Here is a 25234-nt window from a genome sequence, read left to right as displayed (position 1 = left end):
ATCACGCAGTTAGCGGTGATTGAGCCCAGTAAGAGTGAACAGATAATGAGTTAGATTGGTATACAACAGGTATTTGCATTTAATCGGCTCCAGAAACAACAAAGGCAGCTTGCGCTGCCTTTGTTAATTTTTAAGTCATAAGCACAGCTTATGGCGCTTTTGGTGGCCGAGCTGCACGCTTACGATCGTTTTCAGTAAGATGGCGCTTACGAATACGAATACTCTCTGGCGTTACTTCAACCAGTTCATCATCATCAATAAATTCTAAAGCTTGCTCTAGAGTTAACACGATCGGCGGCGTAAGGGTTTGAGCTTCATCGGTACCAGAAGAACGAACGTTGGTGAGCTGCTTACCTTTCAAACAGTTTACCGTTAGGTCGTTTTCACGGGTATGGATCCCAACAATCTGACCTTCGTATACTTCGTCAGCATGTTTAGCAAACAAACGACCTCGGTCTTGTAAGTTAAACAACGAGTAAGTCAGTGCTTTACCGGTAGCATTGGAGATTAATACGCCATTTTGACGTTGACCAATGGTGCCGCCTTTGTGTGGACCGTAACACTCGAAAGTATGATAAATCAAACCAGAACCCGAAGTGAGTGTCATGAATTCAGTTTGGAAACCCATCAAACCACGGCTTGGCATTAGGAAGTCCATGCGAACACGGCCTTTGCCGTCTGGTGCCATATCTGTAAGGTCACCCTTACGAATGCCCATTTGCTCCATAACACTGCCTTGATGCGCTTCTTCAACATCAATGGTCACTGTTTCATAGGGTTCTTCTAGTTGACCGTCAACGGTACGTAGAATTACTTCTGGACGTGATACTGCAAGTTCAAAGCCTTCACGACGCATGTTTTCAATCAAGATCCCCAGATGAAGCTCACCACGGCCTGATACGCGGAACTTATCTGGGTCATCCATTTCTTCAACACGTAATGCAACGTTATGCACCATTTCCTTTTGTAAACGCTCTAAAATATTTCGAGAGGTCACAAACTTACCTTCTTTACCAGCAAACGGAGAGTTGTTCACTTGGAAGGTCATATTCACCGTTGGTTCATCTACGCTTAAAGGAGTTAAAGCTTCTACATTATTGGTATCACAAATGGTGTCAGAGATTTTTAACTCGCCTAAACCAGTAATAGCAATAATGTTACCCGCTTCCGCGAGAGAAGTTTCTTTACGCTCAAGACCGAGGTAATTTAGCACGAGGCCTATTTTACCGTTACGTTTCTTACCATCAGCACCAATAATGGTCACTTGCTGGTTTGGCACAACACTGCCGCGGGTAATACGGCCAACACCAATCACACCGACATAAGAGTTGTAATCCAACTGAGAGATTTGCATTTGGAAATCGCCGTTTGGATCAGCGGCTGGAGGTGCAACGTTATCTACAATCGCTTGGAACAGTGGTTCCATATTGTCTGATGGATTATCTAAATCCATTGTCGCCCAACCATTGATAGCTGATGCGTAAACAACTTTAAAGTCTAATTGGTCATCAGTGGCACCGAGGTTATCGAATAAATCAAATACTTGATCCATCACCCAATCAGGACGAGCGCCAGGCTTATCGATTTTATTGATCACCAAAATTGGCTTCAGGCCTTGAGCAAAAGCTTTTTGAGTCACAAAGCGGGTTTGCGGCATTGGGCCTTCTTGTGCGTCAACCAACAGCAAGACCGAATCAGCCATTGACATCACACGTTCTACTTCGCCGCCAAAGTCGGCGTGTCCAGGAGTATCTACGATATTGATATGGTAATCATGCCATTCGATAGCAGTATTCTTTGCAAGAATCGTAATACCACGCTCTTTTTCAATATCGTTAGAGTCCATGACTCGCTCTTCAGCATCGCCACGGGTAGTTAGAGTTCCTGATTGCTGCAATAGCTTGTCTACCAGGGTAGTTTTCCCATGGTCGACGTGAGCAATAATGGCGATGTTTCTTAACTTATCTAGCACGGCGTTTAGCCCTTTATATAATGAGGTAAAATCAAAAAGTGGGCTATTGTACATATAAACGACAAATTCTCATAGTTTTAAGTTGATCACGGTTTTTCTAACTAGCAATTAGGGTATGATTGATCTGCTCAAAAGCTCATGCACCAATATGGACAAAGATAGCACCAACAAGGTGCGTTAGTTTGCACTAATTTGATGCCTAGTCGTAGTACCACCATATATATCAAGGCCTTATGTGTTGGCACAATTTTAGCTTGAAGCAACACAACAACGTTAATTCGTCATAAATACTACTAAATCGTTTGAACCATCAATTTTGATGACACCGGAGGTTAAAAACATGTCTGCAGAAGTTTTAGCTTTGCTTAAAGAGCAAGAAGTTAAATTCGTTGACTTACGCTTTACTGATACTAAAGGTAAAGAGCAACACGTATCTATCCCATCTCACCAGGTTGACGAAGATTTCTTCACCGACGGTAAAATGTTTGATGGTTCTTCTATTTCTGGCTGGAAAGGCATTAACGAATCTGACATGGTTTTGATGCCAGATGCATCTACTGCCGTATTAGACCCTTTCACTGAAGAAAACACTCTGAACCTTCGTTGTGATATTCTTGAACCCGCAACGATGCAAGGTTACGACCGTGACCCACGTTCAGTTGCTAAGCGCGCTGAAGCTTACATGCGCTCTACTGGCGTTGCAGATGCAGCTTATTTTGGTCCAGAACCAGAGTTCTTCCTGTTTGATGATGTTAAATACAAAACTGACATGTCAGGTTCTATGTACAAAATTGATGCTGATGAAGCATCTTGGAACTCAGACAAGCACTTCGAAGATGGTAACACTGGTCACCGTCCTGGAGTGAAAGGTGGTTACTTCCCAGTTGCCCCTGTCGATTCTTCACAAGACCTACGTTCTGCAATGTGTTTAGTACTTGAAGAAATGGGCCAAACGGTTGAAGCGCATCACCACGAAGTAGCAACCGCTGGTCAAAACGAAATCGCAACTTTATTCAACTCAATTGTTGAAAAAGCCGATGAAACTCAAGTTCTTAAATATGTTGTCCACAACGTTGCTCACGCTTACGGTAAAACAGCAACCTTTATGCCTAAGCCTGTTGTTGGTGATAACGGTAGCGGTATGCACGTTCACCAATCTATTTGGAAAGACGGCGAAAACTTGTTTGCTGGTGACCTATACGGTGGCCTATCTGAAACTGCATTGTTCTACATTGGCGGTATCATCAAACACGCGAAAGCAATCAATGCTTTTGCGAACGCTTCGACTAACTCGTACAAACGTTTGGTCCCTGGTTTTGAAGCCCCGGTAATGCTAGCTTACTCAGCACGTAACCGTTCTGCGTCAATTCGTATCCCAGTGGTTCCATCTCCAAAAGCACGTCGTATCGAAGTTCGCTTCCCTGACCCATCAGCCAACCCATACTTAGCATTCTCTGCCATGTTGATGGCTGGCCTTGACGGGATCAAGAACAAGATCCACCCTGGCGATGCTATGGATAAAGATTTGTACGACCTACCAGCAGAAGAAGCTGCAGCCATTCCACAAGTTGCAACTTCGTTAGAAGACGCACTGAAGAATCTAGATGCTGACCGCGAATTCTTAACTGCCGGTGGCGTATTCAGTGATGATTACATCGATTCTTACATCGCATTGAAAGCTGCAGACGTTGAACGCATTAACATGACAACTCACCCAGTTGAGTTCGAATTGTACTACAGCGTATAAACAAAACGTTAAATCGCTTCAAAAACCCGCTTTTAAGCGGGTTTTTTTATTGCTTTTCATGTAAATCTTGCCCACCTTAATTAATTAGCTCAGAGGAAATAAAGATGGGTAAATATTTAACGATCTTTTTAGCGATGCACTGCATATTGTTCAGCGCCCAAGCAAACAACACCGTCTACCAATGGGTGGATGCACAAGGTGTCACTCACTTCTCCGATCAGCCGCAAGCGGGTGCCACTCAATTAGAGGTCAACCCCGTCCCTCCAGCAACTCAAGGGCCACTGGTAAGCCCTCGGGCAGCAGTCAAGAAAGCTGAAAAAACCATCAAATATCAATTAAATATCAGCCAGCCACTGAATGAACAAACAATCAGGGATAATCAAGGTAAAATAACCATCAAAGCCGCTACCTCCCCCGCACCAAATAACAGCATGAGCTACAAATTAGTGCTCGATCAGCTGCCTCAAGGCCAGTTATCTAAACAAGCTCATTTTCAACTCACCAACATTGATCGAGGCGCCCACACAATTCAAGTGCAGCTAGTCGATAGTTCGGGCAAGCTTATTGCATCATCCGAAACAATAACCATATTTTTGCACCGTGCTAAAACATCAGGCAGCGTAAGCACTACAGCAGGGGGAAGCTAAGTTCTCATTCTCTGCTTTTTAGCGTTAAAATTAGTGCAGAGGCACCAAAGTGGTGCAACCCATTCAGGAGAGAGTTGTGTTGAAGATTTCTGGGCTAGAGCGCTTGGTACTTGAAAATCAGGTAACAGCGATTGTGTTGCTCGATGCTGAACTCAATATCCAATATGTGAATGCTTCGGCCGAGCAATTACTCGGGCAAAGTGCGAAACGGCTGATCAACGAACCACTGACTTTACAAATTAAACACAGCTCACTAGACCTAAGTAAGTTAGGCAGCATCTGCGGGGTTGGTCAAAGCTTTACCGACAACGAAGTCACCTTGGTGTTTGATAACCATCATGCCTTGGTCGAGCTCTCGGCGACCCGATTACAAGAGCAACATTCCTATCGCTTAATGTTAGAAATGCGTGCCATTGGCCAACAAAAGAAAATCTCACAGGAACTTTATCAACACGCTCAGCAACAAGCGGCCAAGGAATTGGTGCGCGGTTTAGCTCACGAGATAAAAAATCCACTAGGTGGATTACGGGGCGCAGCACAGCTATTGGAAAAAGAACTGGTAAATCCAGAACTGAAAGAGTTCACTGGCATTATCATCGAGCAAGCGGATCGATTACGAAAACTGGTTGATCGTTTACTCGGGCCACAGCGTCCCGGTCAACACGAATTACACAATGTGCATTCGGTATTAGAAAAAGTACGCCAATTAGTTGGCTTCGAACTCCCCGAGGGGATCACCATCGATCGTGATTACGACCCAAGTATTCCCGATTTTGAAATGGACCACGAACAATTACTGCAGGCTTTTCTCAATATTGTACAGAATGCAATTCAAGCGCTTGGCTCTGCAGGCGGAACCATCAATATCATCACCAGAACCGCGCACCAAGCCACCATTGCGGGCCGGCGCTTCAGATTAGCAGCAGAAATTAAAATCATCGATAACGGCCCAGGCATACCAACCGAACTTCTCGACACCCTATTTTACCCTATGGTCACGGGACGAGAAGGCGGTACAGGTTTGGGCTTATCAATCGCACAAAATTTAATCAATCAACATAAAGGCAAGATTGAATGCGCAAGTTGGCCGGGTCACACCGAGTTTACCATTCATCTTCCCCTAAGACGTTAAGGATGTACTAAGATGGCAGCAACAGTATGGGTAGTTGATGACGACAGCTCTATCAGATGGGTGTTGGAAAAAGCATTAAAAACTGCGGGCTACGACTGCTTAAGCTTTGCCGATGGAGAATTGATGCTACAGCAGCTCGATTACGAGCAGCCCGATGTGGTTATTTCTGATATTAGAATGCCAGGCATGGATGGTTTAAGTTTACTCGAAAAAACCCAGACCCATTTTCCAGAAATGCCGGTGATTATTATGACCGCCCACTCCGATCTCGATAGTGCGGTAAATGCCTATCAACGGGGCGCATTCGAATACTTACCCAAACCCTTCGACATTGATGAAGCAGTCGCCTTAACCGAACGGGCCGTTGCCGTTTCCCGCGAGCAAAAAGGTAATAAAGTCAGTAGCAAACCCAGTTCTCCCGCACCAGAAATTATTGGTGAAGCACCTGCGATGCAAGAAGTGTTTCGGGCGATTGGACGCCTATCCCGCTCTAGCATTTCAGTTTTGATTAACGGTCAATCGGGGACCGGTAAAGAGCTGGTTGCCCATGCACTGCACAAACACAGCCCCCGCGCAAATGGCAGCTTTATTGCCTTAAACATGGCCGCGATCCCTAAAGATTTAATCGAATCTGAACTATTTGGCCACGAAAAAGGGGCATTTACGGGTGCTAACAATATTCGTCATGGACGCTTCGAACAAGCCAACGGCGGTACCCTATTTCTAGATGAAATTGGTGACATGCCTCTCGATATTCAGACTCGTTTATTACGGGTATTAGCGGATGGACAGTTTTATCGGGTCGGAGGCCATTCACCTGTTCAAGTGGATGTACGGATCATTGCGGCAACCCACCAGAACCTAGAGAAGAAAGTGACCGAAGGCGACTTCCGTGAAGATTTATTCCATCGCCTCAACGTGATTCGAATTCACTTACCATCTCTGGGTGAACGTCGTGAAGACATTCCATCACTCGCCAAACACTTCTTAAGCCAGGCCGCCAAAGAACTAAATGTAGAGAGTAAATCCTTACACAAAGATACCCAAAGGTTCATGATGCAACTCGCTTGGCCAGGTAATGTAAGACAACTCGAGAATGTTTGCCGCTGGCTTACGGTGATGGCCAGTGGTCAAGAAGTATTACCGGCGGATCTTCCGACTGAGTTAAGCAAACCGGTCGTCACCGAACACGAGGAGAATAGTGAAGGAAACTGGAGAACCCTGCTAAAAATTTGGGTGTCGCAACAGTTAGTCTCGGGACAAATTGATATTCTGGGTGAAGCCATGCCCGACTTTGAACGGATCATGCTCACCACCGCCTTAGAACATACCCATGGGCATAAACAAGAAGCCGCTCGCTTATTAGGCTGGGGGAGAAACACGCTCACCCGTAAACTCAAAGAGCTGAACGTCGAAGACTAATACCAATCCGACTCATTATGTGCTCAACTTATTGCGCAGCATAAATCTGCCGATAATCAGTAATTAGTGGCTCTAATGACAAAATACATCACGCCGTTAGCGGTGATTTAGGCCAGTAGAAATGAACCGATCATGAGTTAGATTGGTATAACTGTTTATCTCACACGCGGTGCGATATAAAGCCAGCAAAAAGGGAAGCTCGCTTCCCTTTCTATTTTCTTAATGTTTGCGCCAGTTTAATTCTGCTCGATTGGTGCACTCTTATACTGACAGTTTTTTTGCGGACAAACTTCACGTATTCCTGCTGCGGTTTTTTTCAGTACTAATAGTTTCCAGCCACAATCTGGGCAAGCTTTCGCGACTGGCTTATCATTGACCGCATACGAACATTTCGGGTAACAATCACAAGCATAGAACGTTTTACCATAACGAGATTGACGTTTCGCCAGTTGCCCTTTACCGCAGGCAGGGCACTGGATATCGGGCGAGTCTTCGGCTTGCGGCTGAGCCGATTCGATATGTTGACATTGGGGGAAAGCACTGCAACCAATAAACATGCCATAGCGGCCTTGTCGCAACATCAAGGGCTCACCACAATCGGGACAAATAGTACCGGGTAAAACTTTCTCCAAGGAGTGGTCTTGCTGGTGTAGAGCACGGCTATAATCACAGCTGGGATATTGGCTGCATCCCAAGAAAGCTCCCGATTTACTACTGCGATGCTGCAGCTCACCACCACACTTGGGACAAACCTCGTATTCTTTCTCTAAGGCATGTTCATGCGCAGAAAACAATTTAGGATCAATTTTGGACATGGCTACACCTCATTCAACTTGGCTAAGCATAACAAAATTGCAGGTTGAGGCGTATTAATTCGACAGCGGCGTGTCTGATTGAGCAATAAGCAGCCTGAAACACCGCCAGTTAGCGGTGTATCATCGCTTCAAACCTAAGCACTTTAATGCAGAGGCCCGTCACCAAGATCAAATAACAATTCTTCCATTTGCTGATAGGCCGACTCACTACCGGGAACATTGAATAGCACCATCAAAATGATCCATTTCAAATCTTCCAGCTCAAGTTCTGGTCCGTCAAGCTCCATCACCCGGTCAATTACCATTTCACGTGTTTCAGCATTCAAGACTTTCATCTGTTCTAAGAACAGTAGGAAACCTCGACAAGCAACATCTAACTTGGCAATTTCTGGCGCAGTATAAATGCGTAATGATGGTATATCTGAAGGATTCAAATAAGGTTGTTTGTCACTATCTTGCAAGGCTGCAAGTTGTTCCAACCAATCTAAGGCCTTATAGATCTCTTCTTTATGAAATCCCGCACGGCTAAGCTCTTCTGTAAGCTCATCGTGATCCATCAGCAGCTCTACATCACTATGAATGTAAGTTTCGAATAGATACATGAGGATATCAAACATAACTAGTTCCTCCTCAGCTTCACATAACCACCTGGCACGACGGCCACAACACCCAATATCTCAAGCTCAGTTAACTGAGCCAGTACAGCATCAACAGGTTGTTGAGTGCTTAAGACCAAATCATCAATTGAAGTGCTCTCATATGCTAAGTTATCCAACAATTGCCGATAAGGCAAATCTTGTTCTTGCATATTTTGCTCCAGCGACGCTAAATGCTGTTCTGGCTGAGCAACAAAACCAACTAACTCTTCTGTTATATCGGCCGCAGAGGTGACTAATTTAGCGCCTTGCTGAATTAAGTGATGGCAACCTACATGCAAAGGGTCATCAATAGCTCCAGGGACAGCGAATACATCACGGCCCTGTTCAGCGGCATAATTTGCGGTGAGTAAAGAGCCACTAGGCAGCCCGGCTTCGACCACCAAGACCGCTAAACTTAAACCACTGATAATACGATTTCGCCGAGGAAAGTGATTAGCCTTCGCAGCGGTACCGGGCCAAAACTCACTTACCATCGCGCCTTGTTCCGCAATCTCATGCGCCAAAGCCTGATGCCGTTTTGGATAAACGCGATCAAGCCCCGTCGCCACGACTGCAATCGTGCCGTCGCCCCTTGCCTGCAAAGCACCCTTATGGGCTGCAGCGTCAACGCCTAAAGCCAAGCCACTGGTAATAGTTAGTCCTTGTTGTGTTAACTGACGAGCAAAGTCTTGAGCTTGCTGTAGGCCCCGCCAACTCGCATGACGACTGCCCACAACTGCAAGTTGCTGGCTGCTGAGTAAGGTTGGATGGCCTCGCACAAATAACAGCAAAGGGGGCCGCTGTATTTGTCTTAAACATTCGGGATAAAGCGGGTCGAAGCAACCCAATAAATGACATCGCTCCTGCTCTAACCAACGCAGGGCAAGCGACATACGCACTTGTTCTGGGTGCAACAGCGCCTTAATTTGCGCCTCACTAAACTGCCAGGCAGCAAGTTGCTTGGCATCTGCAGCAAATAATTGTTCTACACTACAACGAGTTAAGACCGCCAACAGGCGGCTGGGAGAAAAGCGGGGCACTCCGGCCAGCCGCAGGTACTGTTCAAGCGTTAAGCTCGGCAGCAACTATAAACTCTCGACCAAATAATTAGCCCGCACCATCACTCTACTGTCGGTAATAATGGCATAGCTGACCTTATCATAAGATTTAAATACCATTAATTCGCCCACTTTTTCATTCGGCAAGGTCACCCGCTGATCTTCCTTATTAAACAATCTATCGTAATGATTAGCCGTCTCTTCGTAGGACTTGCGTTGTACCTTATCAATCATCACCTGGCCGGGTTGAGTAATCGCAAACATATCCCCCGGCGCAACATGGTCACGAATACCTTTATTAATCACCACTACATCGTTACGACTCATTACAGAGGTATCTGTGGCAGCAGAAAGAATCACCCCGGGCGAAGCAAGTTGCTTATTATTTGGCACAAAATAGGCGGGTAAGCGGTCTTGGTCAGGCAACGCCAGTATGATGTCACCTTGATTAATTTCTTTTAGTACCTGAACAACCTTAAACTGGATCATATTATTTGGGTGTAAGCGCTCCGCCAAACCAACTCCAATAAAATTCAGTTTTTGCCCTAAATTTTCTTTAGTCTCGGGATCTGTATATTTATCACCGACTCGATAGATCCCGTAATATTTACCCGGTTCGGCCTCACCTCGAACATAAATAGCCCGCCCTAAAGCAATCCGCGACTCAGCATCGTTATCACCGAGTACATAAGGGATATCTTGTAGCGACTGCTGGTCAATCACATGATCATGCGACAAGAAACTGCCAATCGCCGCCAGAGGAATGGTTGGAATAGGCTGCTTTTTTTCTTCAATGTGCACCTGTGGTGATTTCTTAACGATCCGCTTGCGCACTAAGCGTGGCTCGCCATTTTCATAAATTAGCGATAAGCGATCACCAGGATAAATCAGATGCGGATTTTCAATATGTGGGTTAAATTGCCATAAGCGTGGCCATAACCAGGGAGAGTGTAAATAAAGCGCCGAGATGTCCCATAAGGTATCGCCTTTCTTCACCACATACACTTCGGGGAAGTCATCTTTTAAACGCAAAGTGTCGGCCATTAGGTTACCCGCAAGTAGTAACGCAGCCACTAACCAAGCCCATTTAATCCCTTTCATAGTGTCTCCCGACGACATCCCTATTATGCAAAGCTGTTTTTTAGTCAGATAAATGACTAGAATTACCTTCAATCTACCAAAACCTGAATAAAGACTAAAGTTATGGCTGCACTCGAAGTATTGCGTTTTCCCGACGAGCGTCTGAGGACTATAGCGCAACCCGTTAAGAATATTGATGATAGTATTAGAATTATAATCAAAAATATGTTTGAAACCATGTATCTAGAAGAAGGAGTTGGCCTAGCTGCGACTCAGGTCAACATTCATCAACAGATCGTGGTTATCGACGTATCGGAAGAACGCAATCAACCCTTGGTGTTAATTAATGCCAAAATCATCGAAAGTGAAGGTGAACAGCTGAACGAAGAAGGTTGTTTATCAGTGCCTGAATATCGCGCTGATGTACCAAGAGCTGAAAAGATTAAAGTACAAACACTAGATACCGATGGCAACCAGCAAATTTTTGAAGCTGAAGGCTTATTGGCGATTTGTGTACAACACGAGTTAGATCACCTGAAAGGGAAATTGTTTATCGATTACCTCTCCCCGCTGAAACGCCAACGGCTAAAAACCAAGCTCCAAAAGCTTGCAAAACGCTAAACGTAAAACATCAAATTTGGAGAACAGCGTGAAGCCATTGCGGATCATCTTTGCAGGCACGCCCGATTTCGCGGCGCGCCATTTAGCAGCACTCATCAATAGCGAACATCAGATTGTCGCAACTTACACTCAGCCCGACCGCCCAGCAGGGCGCGGAAAAAAGCTGCAAACTAGTCCGGTAAAACAACTGGCCGAACAACACCAAATTCCCGTTTATCAGCCGGAGAATTTTAAAGCTGAAACCGCACAACAACAGTTAGCGGGATTAAATGCCGATTTAATGGTGGTGGTGGCTTACGGCTTGCTATTGCCACAGGTGATCCTCGACACGCCACGCTTAGGTTGTATCAACGTGCATGGATCTCTATTGCCACGCTGGCGTGGGGCAGCGCCGATCCAACGCGCTATTTGGGCCGGTGACAGCCATTCCGGGGTCACCATCATGCAGATGGATATCGGCTTAGATACCGGCGATATGTTATTACTTGAAAAAGTCGCCCTCACCGAGGATGAAACCAGCGCATCCCTGTATCAGCGACTGGCCGAAGTTGGCCCTCTATCGCTCATCCAGGCGGTTGATGGCATGGCCCTAGGCAAGTTAACCGCTACTCCGCAAGATGATACGCAGGCGAATTACGCGAAAAAGTTAACCAAAGCCGAAGCTTGTATCGACTGGCAACAAGACGCCGAATTTATCGAACGCTGTATTCGCGCCTTTAATCCATGGCCGGTCAGCTATTTTCCGGTCGCCGAGCAAAATGTGAAAGTCTGGCAAGCCAGTGTTGTGGCCATGCCAAACACCGCCCCCCCGGGAACCATACTCAGCGCCGATAAGGGCGGAATAGTGGTTGCAACCGGCAAAGACGCCTTACGCTTAGAACAAATTCAACTGCCGGGCAAAAAAGCCTTAGCCGCCGCCGATGTACTCAATGCCCGAAAGGACTGGTTTAGCCCCGGTCTGGTGCTGGAGAATAAACATGGCTGAACAGCCAAAGCTCAAACAAATTAACGCCCGTGCGGCTGCCGCCAATATTTTGTTTCAAGTGGTCGACCAGGGGCAATCCTTAAGCCAAATGCTGCCTCGCGTATTACCGCAAGTCGTGGCGCGAGATCATGCGCTAGTTAAAGAGCTGTGTTTTGGGGTATTGCGCTGGTTGCCGCGCTTCGAAGCGGTGTTACAGCAATTGATGGATAAACCCCTCAAAGGCAAAATCCGTAACGGCCACTTTTTATTAATGGTGGGGCTCTATCAGCTATTTTATATGCGGGTACCTGCGCATGCCGCAGTCTCTGAGACCGTCTCAGCCACCCAGCAACTCAAGCTGCATAGCTTAAAGAAATTGGTCAATGGGGTACTGCGAAATGCCGAGCGCCAACGCGAGCAACTTGAACCGCAGTTAACCGCCAACGATAGTCTGCAATTTTGTCATCCAAGCTGGATCACCAAACGACTCAAGGCTGCTTATCCGCAGCGTTGGCAGGATATTTTATCCGCCAATAACCAACATGCGCCGATGTGGTTGCGGGTCAACGCCCTTCAAGGAACGACTCTAGACTATCAACAACAGTTAAACCAGCTGGAAATTGGCAGCCAGCATAGCGAGCTAGCCCCCCAAGCCTTATGCCTGGAGAAAGCCCAAGCAGTCAATAAGTTACCTGATTTTGCTCAAGGAGCGGCTTCGGTGCAAGACGGCGCAGCCCAAATGGCAGCTGCGCTACTCGATGCCCAGGCGGGAGAACGAGTCTTAGATGCCTGTGCCGCACCGGGCGGAAAAACTTGTCATATCTTGGAATTGCAGCCACAACTGGCCGAACTCGTCGCGGTCGATACCGAGCAAACTCGACTCAATCGTGTTAGTGAAAATCTACAACGTTTGCAGCTAAAAGCCACCTTACATTGTGCCGATGCCAGCCAACCTGAGCGTTGGAATCAGCAGCCCTTTGATAGAATTCTACTGGATGCGCCCTGTTCCGCTACTGGTGTAATCCGTCGCCATCCCGATATAAAATGGCTCCGCAGAGAAGCCGATATCGCCGAGTTAGTAAAACTACAGCAACAAATATTAACCGCGCTGTGGCAACATCTTAAGCCCGGAGGCGTATTGCTATATGCTACCTGTTCGGTGCTTCCAGAAGAAAATTACCAACAAATCGCGGCATTTTTGCAACAAACTGCTGATGCTGAGTTGCTCCCAATTAACCAAAACGAAACGGCTCAGCAACCCGGCTGGCAACTTTTACCCGGTGACAATAACATGGATGGCTTTTATTATGCGCGTCTGCGTAAAAGCAACGGTTAAGCTTGCCTTTAGCTGCAGCAAAGGTAACACTAAAAATTGGCAATGAATGCTTGAGGTATTGTTAGGATAATGAAAATAATCATTCTTGGCGCGGGTCAGGTTGGCGGCACGCTAGCAGAGAACCTAGTCGGCGAAAAATCAGACATCACTATTGTTGATAATGATCAGGATCGCCTTAGAGAACTGCAAGACAAGTTTGATTTACAAGTCGTATTGGGACATGCAGCCCACCCCAGTGTACTGCGTGAAGCTGGCGCGCATGACGCCGACATGTTAGTAGCCGTTACCAACAGCGATGAAACCAATATGGCAGCTTGCCAAATCGCCTATACCCTCTTTAATACCCCAAATAAAGTCGCGCGGATCCGCTCAGAAGAATTACTCGCGGAAAAAGAGGCTTTGTTTTGTGACGAAGCCATCCCCGTCGATCATCTGATCGCACCTGAGCAGTTAGTCACCGATTATATCAGCCGCCTCATCGACTACCCTGGCGCCCTGCAAGTGATGCAGTTTGCCCGTGGCCGAGTGGGTTTGGTTGCCATTAAAGCCTATTATGGAGGGCCTTTAGTCGGAAACGCTTTATCAGTATTGCGGGACCACATGCCTGACATTGAAACCCGAGTCGCTGCGATTTTCCGCCAAGGACGCGCGATTCGGCCACAAGGCACTACGGTGATTGAAGCCGATGACGAAGTGTTCTTTATCGCCGCGAGCGATCACATCCGTAAGGTCATGGCAGAACTGCAAAAACTCGAAAAACCTTACCGCCGGATCATGATCGTGGGAGGGGGAAATATTGGTGCCGCATTAGCCAAACGCCTCGACAGTCAATACAGCGTGAAACTGATAGAGCATAATCAACGACGAGCCGAACAACTCGCCGAAATGCTCAATAACACAATTGTGTTTTGTGGTGATGCTTCCGACCAAGAACTATTGAGCGAAGAAAATATTGAGCAGGTCGATGTCTTTATTGCCGTCACCAATGACGATGAAGCGAACATTATGTCGGCGATGCTCGCCAAGCGAATGGGCGCTAAGAAAGTCATGGTGTTGATCCAACGCGGTGCTTATGTTGAATTAGTACAAGGCGGTGGGAGTGCCATCGACATTGCAATTTCACCGCAGCAAGCGACGATCTCAGCGCTGTTAACTCATGTAAGGCGTGCAGACATTGTTAATGTTTATTCTTTACGTCATGGCGCTGCTGAGGCGATAGAAGCGATTGCTCATGGTGATAATAATACCTCCAAGGTTGTCGGCCGCAGTGTTGGCGAACTTAAGCTTCCTCCGGGCACCACCATCGGCGCGATCATGCGCAATAACCAAGTGATTATCGCGCATGATGATACGGTGATCGAGCAAGACGACCACGTAGTGATGTTCTTAGTGGATAAGAAGTTTATTCCTGAGGTTGAGCGTTTATTCCAACCTAGCCCCTTCTTCCTGTAATTTAAGGTAACCGCTGGTGATTATCCCAAATCTACGGCCGATTATGTTTATCGTCGGGCTAGTGTTATCGAAACTCAGTTTACTCATGTTAGCACCACTCGCTTTAGGTATGGCTTACGATGAGCCCGACTACATTGAGTTTTTTTACACCATTGTACTGACTCAAACCACCTCCTTTGCGCTAATTCGTTGGGGCAGTAAGGCCACATTCAAGCTATCGGTTCGAGAAATGTTTTTGCTCACCACCACGGTCTGGCTGGTTGCCTGTCTATTTGGCGCGCTGCCGCTCTATCGTATCGACCACATTAGTTTTACCGATGCCTTTTTTGAAACCATGTCTGGCCTAACCACAACTGGCTCAACGGTATTGGCCGGATTAGATGACATGCCCAAGAGTGCTTTGCTGTGGCGTTCGATGTTGCAATGGTTAGGTGGCATTGGTTTTATCGTACTCAGCGTAGCCATCTTACCGTTTTTAAATGTTGGCGGAATGCGGCTGTTCCAAACTGAATCTTCCGACTGGTCAGATAAAAACACGCCCAAAACTAAAAACGTCGCCAGTAATATGCTAAAGGTTTATTTATTACTGTCGTTACTTTGTGCTGTTGCCTACCATATTACGGGTATGGACTGGTTTGAAGCGATCAATCACTCCATGACCACTATTTCCACTGGCGGTTACTCCACCTCCGATGAATCGATGGCACACTTTAGTAACGCCAGTCATTGGGTGAGTAGTATGTTTATGCTGCTAGGTGGCCTGCCGTTCTTATTATTGGTGCAAACCCTACGCCACCGCGATTTACGCTATATCTGGCGAGATGCTCAAGTCCGAGGGTTTATTACCGTCATCTTAGTATTAGGCGGCATGATGAGCCTATGGCTATGGCTGCATGGAACTTTCTCATTGCTCGATGCAATGCGAATTAGCACCTTCAATATTATTTCAATCATCACCACCACTGGCTATGGCCTCACCGATTTCAGCCATTGGGGGAATTTCACCACCGTGTTATTTATCTTTTTAATGTTGGTGGGTGCTTGTTCGGGGTCGACTTCGGGGGGTATTAAAATTTTCCGCTTTCAATTAGCCAGTGGTTTATTTTCACGACAACTCAAACAATTACTACACCCCAACGGTATCTACCCACATCGCTATAACGGCCGGGTTGTGAGTGAGCAGCATATTCGCTCCTTGGTCGCCTTTATTTTTGCGTTCTTCTTTACCCTGATCATACTCGCTAGCGGCCTCGCTTTACTCGGTTTAGATCCGGTCACCGCTTTATCTGGCGCGATGACCGCCTTAGCCAATGTGGGCCCCGGTCTCGGTCGAGTGATCGGCCCTGATCATAACTTTCACCTACTACCAGATTCCGCAAAGTGGTTACTCTCGATCGGCATGTTGTTGGGACGCCTAGAAGTACTAACAGTATTGGTTTTATTCTTACCCAGTTATTGGCGTTATAACTAAGCGGCAATTGAGCTTGCTCGCTTAGCTGCCCATTCAACAAGACGCTTTGTTAAGCGCCTAGTGTTTGCTTCACCCAAATACCTCGTAAGCCAGTACAGCAGACTTTGACTCGAACTTTTTAAGAGGTATTTGAGCTTAGTATGGCCAGAAAAATCCGAGCGAATCAAACCCATATGACCAAGCAACAGGGAACCCTTTTAACCGCACTCACAACAAGTAAAGCGCCCTGATTTAGTAGGAGCGTCGTAAGCGGGTAAAGTAAGGATTAAGCCACCACCAGAAGGTCAAATACAGAAAATATAGGCCAATAATGCTCCATTTGTGTCGATTAATCCCCTGATCCACCACTTCAAAATCCAGCTGCATTACCTCACAATAACCAATACTAATCAGCACCACACTATAAACGATAGAGAAATGCCATAGATTAAGCAGCAGTGAACGCAGTGATAATCGAAACATACACTTAAGCCAATAGCCCGAGCGGCGACTTGGTTATTGCCACAACCAACAGCTGAGCAAACACCGCAATGGCGGCCAGGCCAGCCAATATTCGAATCAACTGGTTAGGCGCACGCTTCAAGGCAAACACTCCCAGTAAGATATAGACCACTAATAATACAACCTTAACCGTCAACCAATTTTCAACCAAGGGATATTGTTGCGAAGCAATGCACAAGAAAATAGCTGCGACCAATAGTAAGGTATCAACCAAGTGAGGGAAAACTTTCAACCATCTGCGATTGAGCATCGCTGAGCCTTTCAAGGCTAACAACCAGCGGAAAACAAAACCAATAATACTCAGCATCGCCAGCGTCATATGGAGATGTTTGGCCATTGAATAGTATTCAAGCATGGTAATTCCTTGTTATGAATAGCGAACCGCCGCGAATTCAGCCGCTGCGGATCATCGGGTGTCACAATAATGCCTCAGTGTATGAGCTTAGCTAAGCGATAACAATTATTTTCAGCTCACCACAAACGCTTAACATAAAGTCAGCAAGCTCATTAAAAAACCGCCTATCGCCGCCAAGCAACAACAGCCACGACTTAAATCATCCGTAGAGTAAATGTATTTTTGTGATCGAGATCTCTAGGGCTTGTCGTGAAACTATGGGACAGTGCTTAACATTATTATCTTTTTATTAACAACATAATGAGGCCAAACATGTCAGAAGCACCTAATTTACTGCCCGCAATTGATATTTTAATGTGTCACACTGGCGCTTCATTTTTAGATGCTTGCCAAGAATTAGGCGTTGACCCTAATGAGATGGCAGAGCTTGCTGCCTCTACATCCGATGACAACAATTAAACACCATCGAACAGGAATCGTGTTGTTCAATACAGCATAGTTGAATAGACTAGCGGATAAAGTCCACTCAGATGAATTAACTAAGAATTAGCCGCAAAGGCAGTTTTTTGTTGATAAATGTCAGCGAACTAGCCTTAGATCCGCTATCTAGTTAGAATCAGCCTCAGCTTGAAACCTTATCAAATAGTCTTATATTACAGATTCTTGAATCCATGTAATTAGTTACATCATACGAGTAGTAAGCATGTCGCAACTTTATCGCGTTAATTTTATTTCTAATGGCAAAAATTATGAGCTCTATGCCAGAGATGTCTCCCAAGGTTCAATGTTCGGCTTCGTTGAGTTAGCCGACTTAGTCTTCGATACTCAAACCAAGCTCGTGGTCGATCCTAATGAAGAAAAATTAAAAACTGAGTTCTCCGGAGTGAGCCGCACCTACGTACCGATGCATAATATTTTGCGCATCGATGCTGTCGATGATATCGGCACCGCAAAAATCCATGAAGTCACCAACATAACCCAGTTTCCTTCGCCCATTTACACACCAAAACCATGAGTCGGCTTAGTGCTATCGACTGGCCTAAACGGAAGGCTCAGTTTGGCGATGAAGCGCTGGTTCGACATTGGTTGCAAGATTTTCTGCAGAGTAGCAAACAAGACCTGCTCTTAATTGCTCAAGCGCAACAACAACAGTGTTGTTCAAAGGGTTTACTGCAACAGTTGCAAGGCCTTGCGTCTTTACTGTGTAGCACTCCACTAAACCGCTGTGTACAGCAACTCAAGCACAGTGAGACATTGGAACAAGATCTAAGTGCCTGCTTAGACTGCTATCAACAAGTGTGCCACGAAGTAAGACGCTATTTAGCGTCTTAAGACGTATAAACGGTCAGGGTTTTATTAACCAAGTTCCAGCGGGCGATTGTATGTAATGACCACTTTGACTACGTTCAATCGCTTTTTTTCCCGCGAGGATAGCGACCTGCTGCTCACTTAAGCCATTTTCCTTGGCAATTTGTTGGTACTTGGCAAGTCGTTGTTGATTGATATTATTCACCAAATCACTGACTTCTGCGCGATGGCTTACAATTCCTAATAGACCATTAGTTTGTTCACCGACCCAACCTTTGGCCTTGGCATCATCTAAGTCCATCGCCGATACCGATAAGCTAAAACACAATAATAGGCTTAAAATCCAGCTATTCCACTTCATCATACTCTCCTAAAATAGCCCGCTTTCATCGTTAAACAAATCATCGAGCTGCTTATCAACTCGCACTCGAATTTCATGGTCAATTTTGACATTTAAATTCACCGTAATTGGCTTATCTACGGCCACCTCCACCCTTGGGGTACAAGCCATAAGCCCAAAAGTTACCGCTAAGGCAAAGGGGATACTTCTGAAGCGCTGTCGTCTATCCATTGCTGTAGTTGTCCTGACAATTGTTGGCCAATACGTAAACTACGTAATAACTGGTAAATATTTTCTTGATGACGATAGTTCAAAGTCACCAAACGAGGACTCAGTTGTTGATTGCGTCCAATCAGTTGCACTTGCATATCGAGCAGCCCATCTTCGGCAAAATCTAGCTCAGCTGCAAGCTTTTCATAATCAAAATCTTCCAATAAGCTTAGAGCAAAATCTAAAGAAGGGTGCTGCGCTTTTACCGCCAGTAAGGATTGGTGAGTGAGAGCGATATGCCCATGCGGCTCAACAACCGCCAGCGAGCCGCCTTTGATTGCCAAACCCTGTCTGCTCAGTTGCAGGGGAAGCGTCCCTGATACCGAGCCCTGCATGCTTAAAGCTAATTCGGGATAAAGTGTCGCCAACTGAGATAACTGGACCTTGCTCAACTGCAAAGATGTTTGGCTCGGTAGCTTCAATCTCAATTGAGCAAGCCTGCCCCGTCCACCTAAAGACCCAAAAGAGATATCGTCTAACAGTAGCGAGTGCCATTGTACCAAGGGGGCATAGTTAGGCTGCTGCCAATGCAGTTGAATATCGCTCACCGGAAAACCGATATCCCATTGCTTAATTTGCAACTCTCCCGCGTGTTTCCAACCAAGATGTGGCTGATAATCGAGCTGCCCCGCGAGCTGTGCATCGGCCAATGCCAACTCTCCCCACAAAGCATTTAGGCCACTGAGTTTAAACTGGCTACTCAGTTGCTCCGCTTGCCAAGTGAAGTGTGATTCCAAAGCTCCCGACAGTAATTTTGCTGGTTCAGCTAAAGGCAAAAGAGCCTGCTGCAAGGGTAATACATTATCGCTATGCAGCAGCCCCGACAGCTGCATCGTTGGCGTCCACTGCCACAGGCCTTCACCTTTAAGTTGCCAATCGGCAACCTCAACTTGCCAACCTTTTGCTTGGATTTTGCTCTCAACACTCGGCCAATCTTTTCCCTGCCAACGAAAACTAGAACTCTCCAGCCTTAACCGCCAATCTTGCCACCCTTGTAGCCAAGCCTTCCCCTCCATCGCCAAAGTAGGTAACTTAAATTGAGCATTTAATTGTAAGTGCTGGCCCGCTTTTCCCCGCAAGGAAAAATCTGCATCGGCAAATATTGGCCCATCCAATTGCGGCTGCTGAATCAGACCAGCCAATGCACGCAAGCTATGCTTCCCTAAATGGCCTTCTAAGATGAGGGTCTCAGCTTTTGGCAACAGCTGCAGCTTAATTGCCAAACCATCATCTTGTTGGTAGCTGGCAAGCCATTGCTGGCCTCGTTGTGAGAGTTGTAGTTGGCCATCAAATAGCGACTGCGCTCCCGCTTTAACTTGCAGGCGATCGACCGCGACCGAGCTCGCAACCACCGAGCTCGGTAAGTCCAATAAACCTTGAAACAACTGCAGAGCAAGAGGCTTTAGCGAAACCAAGCGAAACGGCTGAGCATGCTGGCCTTGCGCCAACAGACAAGCAAGGTCGATTTCAATACTTTCCACCTTAACACGCAGGGGGATCGCTTGCAGACGAAGACCGCTAGTGCGGACTTGTGGGCACCCTCCAAACTGAGCCTGAAGCATATCCGCGCTCAGCTCAGTGGCGTATAGCTTGCCCGCCAACAAGCAAATAAAACTCGCCATCAGCATCCAACGGTGGCGCCAGCGCATGACGCTACAGCATCTTATTCGCAGCCCACTTAAGCTCAGCAAACACTCATCCTTCCATCCACCATCGACATCACTTTATACTAAGCGCTTTTATCGCCAATAACGAGTCGCTAAACAAATCAATGCTGGCGTATTAACACTCAAATACAACGGAAAAAGTATAAACTTGACTCCATAGCAAGCTATGATGATAACTGGTTAAGGCCTCAGATAAAGGCCAAAACCAATAAATGATCACTTCAAACCCCAGGAGCCAAGGACCCATGCATACCATTCATCACTTCATTCAGTCCCATCGGAGCAAGCGCTAATGCCTTGGTGGTGGGCGGCAGGGATGGCGATAATTGTTGGCCTTGGTTTATACCAAGCTTGGCGCCATATTCAACAACGTCGCTGGGATAAGCAACAACCCCTACATCGCTTAGACGTTCGGGTCACTTCGCATCAACGACAAACCATCAAGCCAGTTGGCAAATCACGTGACAGCATGCCCGACAGCTATCGTTACTTTGTTGAATTCACCCCCTTAACCGGCGGTGAATCTCGGCGCTTTCAACTAAAGAAAAACCAGTTTGAGCAATTTAGCGAGGGCCTCGAAGGTCAACTTACGGTTCAAGGCAGCCGATTAGTTAGTTTCGAAACTAAACCTTCAGAGCTCAGCGATCCATAATAAGCTTAAGCCAACGGAGTTCCCAACGGGGTCGTCTGCTCGAACTGTTCTACAAAGCGAAGCCCGGCCTCAAGTCCTAGTTGATAGTCTTGCTCTAGGGCAGAGGTTTTACTACCGAGTAACTTACTCGATAAAGCCTGACTGGGATGAATTTGAAACACTTGCGCATCTTCTGGAGGTTGATGCATAAAATCCAAAGACTGTTGGTAAGCCTGTTCATGTATCAACTGATAATCGAGCGCTTTCGGACATTCTCCCGATTGGCAGACCCAGGTTTTTAAACGTTGGCTCCAAGGGGATTCAGCCACATAATCCTGTTGCTTGGTTCGAATCACCACAATCGTTTTTGCCCCCCGCCGATAAGCTTCTTCCACAGGGAGCGGAGCAGCCAAGCCACCATCAACGTAGTGCTCCCCCTCAATCTCAACGCCCCCCTTATATAAATATGGTAAGGCACTTGAGGCTTTTAGCAGATGCAACCAATTGTCCCGACTAGGGCTAAAATAATGAGCCGCCTTGTTGCGGGTATTGGTCGTGGCAAACAATAAACGGCGATACCGTAACAAAGACGCCGCACTGTTCACATTTAAGGGATCGGCTGGCCGATTCACCTGTTCAAAGTACCAATCCAAATCGATGATGCTTCGCCCGGTAAGCGAACGACTTAACTTGAAAAATCGTGCATGGCGAGAGGTCTCGGTAATTGATTTTTGGGCGAAGCCATGCTGACAACTCATATAACTAGATAAGTTTTGTGCACCGGCAGAGGTGCCAATCAGTAACTGAAACGGGTTGAACCCCAAGCTCATCCAGCTATCGAGCACACCGGCAGTAAAAATACCGCGTTGTCCGCCCCCTTCGGCGACTAAAGCTGTGTTTTCAACAATTGGGGTCTGCTGGCATGGGCCGAAACAAGTAGTCGCTGGGTACATCATCATGCTCTCAAGAAAATAATAAGACTAGCTTAAGTCGAATTAGCCCATACTTAAATTCGATTGCATTGATTTATTTGATAGGAAAAAACTATTGAATAAACCAAACAGCTTAGCGCGAGTATTCAGCCAACATGCTTCGACTCCGCGCCCTCCGCCTCAATAGACGAACCAACAAAACGTCGGCGCAGCAAACCCACGGGAAGCAGGGCCACCAATAAGCCAGCAGCAATAAACGAGGCACCAATCAGATGATAAACCGCTAATTGCTCACCTAACAATGAAACGCTGAGGATCGCGCCAAACAAAGGCATCAAATGAATGTATTGACCAGCAACACTTGCGCCAACAACTTTCACGCCATAATTCCAACTTTGATAAGCCAATAACGATGGGAAAACCGCCACATAGGCCAAGGCGACCATACTATCGTGATTCAAAGAAAAAGCCGCTTGCGGCAAATTAAGCCAATAAAATGGGCTTAATACCAGTGATCCTATCACCAAGGTTGAACCAAGAAAGGCGGAACCGCTTAGCTGGGACGGTTTAAAACGTAAACCAATGGAGTACAACGCCCAAATAACTGCCGATAACAGGATCCAACTGTCGCCGCGATTGATGCTTAGGCTTGCCAGTGACTGCCATTGCCCTTTTACCAACAAGGCCAATACCCCGCAAAACGACAATATAATACCGAGGATCTGTTTCATTCCCATTCGCTGACCGAAGCCTAAGCAGCTCACCAGCAAAATAAAGATCGGGATCATCGAATTAATAATCAAAGCATTGGTCGCGGTTGTACTCTGCAAACCAATGTAAACACAGGAATTAAAGCCAGCTACGCCTAAACAAGCGAGTAAGCTAATGCGCAACCAATAGCGTTGAATCACTCGCCGCTGTTGCCACAGACTCCGATAAAGAAAAGGCAAGACCAACAGCGAGGCTATCGTCCAACGCCAATAAGATAATGACATTGGCGGTATTTGCCCCGCAATATAGCGACCAGTGACAAAATTACCGGCCCAAAATAATGGCGGTAACAACAACAAACCATATGCCGATAGCTTTGCTTTCATTAATGCGTCCTTATATACCCTAGACCTCAAGTACTTAGGCCTGTTAGGGTATAGCATCAAGGATGGTTTTGCAGTACTATCCTGCTGCGCTGATAGCGTTTTCTAGAACAACAAATTTTCTTGGATACTGAACGATGAGTTTAATTGAGGCCATAAATGCAGGGTTGCATGTCACGGCAATTGTGTTGCTGGCGGGCGCATTGTACTCAGAAGCCTTTCTTTTTCGCCGAGGCATGACTCAGGACGATGTCAAGAAGCTACTGTTGGCCGATGCCACCCATGCCATCGCCACCGTATTAATCTTCATTACCGGTGCATTACGATTATCTGTATTTCAAAGCACCGACAAAAGTTATCTCGACAATCCTTTTTTTGCACTAAAAATGCTGCTATTTTTCGTTGTCGTTCTACTCTCGCTGTATCCATCGGCTACCTTTTATCGCTGGCGACGAGCCTTAAAACAAGGCAAACCGTCCATGATTAGCTATCGCCAACACGCTTCGGTGATTTGGTTAATTCGTTTAGAGCTCGGCGTATTACTGCTTATTCCAATGTTAGTCACCCTCGCCCGGGCCGGTTTCGGCGATTAAATAAAGCACCTGTAAGCAAAATTCTCGACTCGACCAAGCAAACGCCTTAATTTGCCAATTGTGACTATGTTCATTCGCTGAGATAATGCGCAACTCCATAGCTATTCATAGCGACACATTCGAGGTTGAATGATGCGTACACCGCCTTATCTGCTCGGTCAGGAAAATCAACTCGAGAGGCAATATCAGCAGCTCATCCTGCCCTACTGGCAACAATATGCCGAACTATCCAGCTTTTCTGGGGTGAATGACCTGCGTATTCACTTCGCCAAATTAAACGCCGCTCAGCCTAAACATCAAGCCATTGTGATCTCTCCGGGTCGTACCGAAGGCTACCTCAAGTATTACGAATTAGGCTACGATCTCGCTCAGCAAGGTTACGATATTTTCATCATTGACCATCGCGGCCAAGGCTTATCAGATCGAGAAAGCCCTCGCAGGCAACTTGGGGATGTCGAAAATTTTCAATACTTTGTTGATGATCTCCAGCAACTGGTGCAGCAGTTTGTCTTGCCCTGCCAATACCAACAGCATTTTTTATTAGCCCATTCGATGGGTGGCACCATCGCCGCTCGCTACCTACAGCAGCATCCAAATCACTTTCAGGCCGTGGCGCTGTCGGCCCCCATGTTCGGGATTAATTTGGGGCTGCTCCCTAAACCTATCGTGAAGACGCTAGCCGCAGGTCTAGCGCACTTAGAGCGGCAGTTCGGCTATGGACCTCATTATGCTTTGGGTCAAGGCGACTATCGGCCAAGTGAGTTTAGTCGCAATCATCTGAGCCATAGCCCGGCTCGCTATCAACAAATCCTGCAAACTTATGTCGAGCACCCAGCGATCCAACTCGGCGGCCCAAGTAACCGCTGGTTACAACAAAGTTTTCAAGCCATGCAACTGAGCATTGAAGACGCTGCTCACATCAATATTCCGCTATTATTATTACAAGCGGAGCAAGATCCTATTGTCACAGCAGAAGGGCAAAATGCCTTTTTCCATAGGTTGACTGCCTCAGCAGGTAAATCAAGTAACGCTCAATTGATGCCCGTGATAGGGGCCAAACATGAGATTTTTTTCGAGAGTGATGAGATCCGCAACCCAGCCTTGGCGAGCATTCTCATTTTTTTTGAACAACACCGAGCTTAAGCTCATCAAACCAGTCTCAGCAGAGGCTAAAGCCACCGGTCGCAG

At 46.6% G+C, this 25234-nt stretch carries 27 protein-coding genes; 15 read left to right on the top strand and 12 right to left on the bottom strand.

All coding sequences use genetic code 11. The features are described from left to right. Positions 1-148 precede the first annotated feature (148 nt). A complete protein-coding gene (typA, locus tag ACRRS0_RS01325; protein ID WP_432455006.1) occupies positions 149-1972 on the bottom strand; it encodes a translational GTPase TypA in 1824 nt (607 codons plus the stop codon). Between the two features lie 340 nt (positions 1973-2312). On the opposite strand from typA, the gene glnA reads away from it, so the two are divergent. From glnA to glnG, 4 genes are all read left to right on the top strand, one after another. Next, entirely contained in the window at positions 2313-3719 is a 1407-nt protein-coding gene (gene glnA, locus ACRRS0_RS01320; RefSeq protein ID WP_432455007.1) for a glutamate--ammonia ligase, read from the top strand. A gap of 104 nt (positions 3720-3823) precedes the next feature. After that, the gene (locus tag ACRRS0_RS01315; protein ID WP_432455008.1) at positions 3824-4366 is read left to right on the top strand and encodes a DUF4124 domain-containing protein; all 543 of its coding nucleotides are present in this window, start codon (positions 3824-3826) and stop codon (positions 4364-4366) included. A 76-nt stretch (positions 4367-4442) separates the two neighbouring features. Continuing rightward, complete coding sequence (gene glnL, locus ACRRS0_RS01310) at positions 4443-5498, top strand: nitrogen regulation protein NR(II) (protein ID WP_432455009.1); 1056 nt, start codon at positions 4443-4445, stop codon at positions 5496-5498. Between the two features lie 12 nt (positions 5499-5510). Next, positions 5511-6920 carry a nitrogen regulation protein NR(I) gene (glnG, locus tag ACRRS0_RS01305; protein WP_432455010.1) on the top strand — a complete coding sequence of 470 codons (1410 nt, stop codon included), beginning with the start codon at positions 5511-5513 and terminating at the stop codon, positions 6918-6920. A gap of 236 nt (positions 6921-7156) precedes the next feature. Here glnG and ACRRS0_RS01300 read toward each other — a convergent pair whose 3' ends face one another. The 4 genes from ACRRS0_RS01300 to ACRRS0_RS01285 form a co-directional block, all read right to left on the bottom strand. Continuing rightward, positions 7157-7735: a DNA topoisomerase family protein gene (locus tag ACRRS0_RS01300; protein WP_432455011.1), complete on the bottom strand. Its 579-nt coding sequence runs from the start codon at positions 7733-7735 to the stop codon at positions 7157-7159. A gap of 143 nt (positions 7736-7878) precedes the next feature. Further along, the gene (locus tag ACRRS0_RS01295) at positions 7879-8352 is read right to left on the bottom strand and encodes a DUF494 family protein (RefSeq protein WP_432455012.1); all 474 of its coding nucleotides are present in this window, start codon (positions 8350-8352) and stop codon (positions 7879-7881) included. 2 nt (positions 8353-8354) lie between these two features. Then, positions 8355-9458, bottom strand: a complete 1104-nt coding sequence (gene dprA / locus ACRRS0_RS01290; RefSeq protein ID WP_432455013.1) for a DNA-processing protein DprA — start codon at positions 9456-9458, stop codon at positions 8355-8357. Beyond that, positions 9459-10532: a LysM peptidoglycan-binding domain-containing protein gene (locus ACRRS0_RS01285; RefSeq protein WP_432455014.1), complete on the bottom strand. Its 1074-nt coding sequence runs from the start codon at positions 10530-10532 to the stop codon at positions 9459-9461. A gap of 102 nt (positions 10533-10634) precedes the next feature. Between ACRRS0_RS01285 and def the strand changes: the two genes are divergently transcribed. The 5 genes from def (at position 10635) to ACRRS0_RS01260 (ending at position 16355) form a co-directional block, all read left to right on the top strand. Beyond that, entirely contained in the window at positions 10635-11132 is a 498-nt protein-coding gene (gene def, locus ACRRS0_RS01280; RefSeq protein ID WP_432455015.1) for a peptide deformylase, read from the top strand. A 28-nt stretch (positions 11133-11160) separates the two neighbouring features. Next, complete coding sequence (gene fmt / locus ACRRS0_RS01275; RefSeq protein WP_432455016.1) at positions 11161-12117, top strand: methionyl-tRNA formyltransferase; 957 nt, start codon at positions 11161-11163, stop codon at positions 12115-12117. Further along, complete coding sequence (gene rsmB, locus ACRRS0_RS01270) at positions 12110-13432, top strand: 16S rRNA (cytosine(967)-C(5))-methyltransferase RsmB (protein WP_432455017.1); 1323 nt, start codon at positions 12110-12112, stop codon at positions 13430-13432. Before fmt ends, rsmB begins: the two co-directional genes overlap by 8 nt. 69 nt (positions 13433-13501) lie before the next feature. After that, complete coding sequence (gene trkA / locus ACRRS0_RS01265; protein WP_432455018.1) at positions 13502-14884, top strand: Trk system potassium transporter TrkA; 1383 nt, start codon at positions 13502-13504, stop codon at positions 14882-14884. A 22-nt stretch (positions 14885-14906) separates the two neighbouring features. Beyond that, positions 14907-16355: a TrkH family potassium uptake protein gene (locus ACRRS0_RS01260; RefSeq protein WP_432456114.1), complete on the top strand. Its 1449-nt coding sequence runs from the start codon at positions 14907-14909 to the stop codon at positions 16353-16355. A gap of 231 nt (positions 16356-16586) precedes the next feature. Here ACRRS0_RS01260 and ACRRS0_RS01255 read toward each other — a convergent pair whose 3' ends face one another. Further along, positions 16587-16817, bottom strand: a complete 231-nt coding sequence (locus tag ACRRS0_RS01255) for a hypothetical protein (protein ID WP_432455019.1) — start codon at positions 16815-16817, stop codon at positions 16587-16589. 4 nt (positions 16818-16821) lie between these two features. Further along, the gene (locus tag ACRRS0_RS01250) at positions 16822-17211 is read right to left on the bottom strand and encodes a SirB2 family protein (RefSeq protein ID WP_432455020.1); all 390 of its coding nucleotides are present in this window, start codon (positions 17209-17211) and stop codon (positions 16822-16824) included. 312 nt (positions 17212-17523) lie between these two features. Between ACRRS0_RS01250 and ACRRS0_RS01245 the strand changes: the two genes are divergently transcribed. From ACRRS0_RS01245 to ACRRS0_RS01235, 3 genes are all read left to right on the top strand, one after another. Next, positions 17524-17670 carry a hypothetical protein gene (locus ACRRS0_RS01245; protein WP_432455021.1) on the top strand — a complete coding sequence of 49 codons (147 nt, stop codon included), beginning with the start codon at positions 17524-17526 and terminating at the stop codon, positions 17668-17670. A 244-nt stretch (positions 17671-17914) separates the two neighbouring features. Beyond that, positions 17915-18226 (top strand): DUF1820 family protein, encoded by a 312-nt coding sequence (locus ACRRS0_RS01240; RefSeq protein ID WP_432455022.1) that lies wholly within the window; start codon positions 17915-17917, stop codon positions 18224-18226. Continuing rightward, the gene (locus ACRRS0_RS01235; protein WP_432455023.1) at positions 18223-18543 is read left to right on the top strand and encodes a hypothetical protein; all 321 of its coding nucleotides are present in this window, start codon (positions 18223-18225) and stop codon (positions 18541-18543) included. The genes ACRRS0_RS01240 and ACRRS0_RS01235 overlap by 4 nt, the downstream gene beginning before the upstream one ends. 13 nt (positions 18544-18556) lie before the next feature. Here the strand turns inward: ACRRS0_RS01235 and ACRRS0_RS01230 are convergent, their stop codons facing one another. From ACRRS0_RS01230 to ACRRS0_RS01220, 3 genes are read right to left on the bottom strand one after another with little or no spacing between them, the layout of a single operon-like run. Beyond that, a complete protein-coding gene (locus ACRRS0_RS01230; protein WP_432455024.1) occupies positions 18557-18883 on the bottom strand; it encodes a YdbL family protein in 327 nt (108 codons plus the stop codon). Positions 18884-18889: 6 nt separating this feature from the next. Continuing rightward, positions 18890-19030, bottom strand: a complete 141-nt coding sequence (locus tag ACRRS0_RS01225) for a YnbE family lipoprotein (protein ID WP_432456115.1) — start codon at positions 19028-19030, stop codon at positions 18890-18892. 17 nt (positions 19031-19047) lie between these two features. Continuing rightward, positions 19048-20751 carry an intermembrane phospholipid transport protein YdbH family protein gene (locus tag ACRRS0_RS01220; RefSeq protein ID WP_432455025.1) on the bottom strand — a complete coding sequence of 568 codons (1704 nt, stop codon included), beginning with the start codon at positions 20749-20751 and terminating at the stop codon, positions 19048-19050. A 337-nt stretch (positions 20752-21088) separates the two neighbouring features. Between ACRRS0_RS01220 and ACRRS0_RS01215 the strand changes: the two genes are divergently transcribed. After that, positions 21089-21448 carry a DUF2500 family protein gene (locus ACRRS0_RS01215; RefSeq protein ID WP_432455026.1) on the top strand — a complete coding sequence of 120 codons (360 nt, stop codon included), beginning with the start codon at positions 21089-21091 and terminating at the stop codon, positions 21446-21448. 5 nt (positions 21449-21453) lie between these two features. Here ACRRS0_RS01215 and ACRRS0_RS01210 read toward each other — a convergent pair whose 3' ends face one another. After that, positions 21454-22386: a patatin-like phospholipase family protein gene (locus ACRRS0_RS01210; RefSeq protein WP_432455027.1), complete on the bottom strand. Its 933-nt coding sequence runs from the start codon at positions 22384-22386 to the stop codon at positions 21454-21456. 119 nt (positions 22387-22505) lie between these two features. Further along, positions 22506-23456: a DMT family transporter gene (locus tag ACRRS0_RS01205; RefSeq protein ID WP_432455028.1), complete on the bottom strand. Its 951-nt coding sequence runs from the start codon at positions 23454-23456 to the stop codon at positions 22506-22508. A gap of 134 nt (positions 23457-23590) precedes the next feature. Here ACRRS0_RS01205 and ACRRS0_RS01200 point away from each other — a divergent pair, with 134 nt between their 5' ends. Both ACRRS0_RS01200 and ACRRS0_RS01195 read left to right on the top strand, forming a co-directional pair. After that, positions 23591-24046: a DUF2214 family protein gene (locus ACRRS0_RS01200; protein ID WP_432455029.1), complete on the top strand. Its 456-nt coding sequence runs from the start codon at positions 23591-23593 to the stop codon at positions 24044-24046. 129 nt (positions 24047-24175) lie between these two features. Further along, positions 24176-25189 carry an alpha/beta fold hydrolase gene (locus ACRRS0_RS01195; RefSeq protein ID WP_432455030.1) on the top strand — a complete coding sequence of 338 codons (1014 nt, stop codon included), beginning with the start codon at positions 24176-24178 and terminating at the stop codon, positions 25187-25189. The last annotated feature ends 45 nt before the right edge of the window (positions 25190-25234 follow it).

Origin of the sequence: Agarivorans sp. QJM3NY_29, assembly GCF_050870835.2 — a bacterium.
Lineage (GTDB): Bacteria > Pseudomonadota > Gammaproteobacteria > Enterobacterales > Celerinatantimonadaceae > Agarivorans.
Note: the sequence above shows the minus strand (reverse complement) of the source record. Positions and strands in the feature narration are given on the sequence as shown.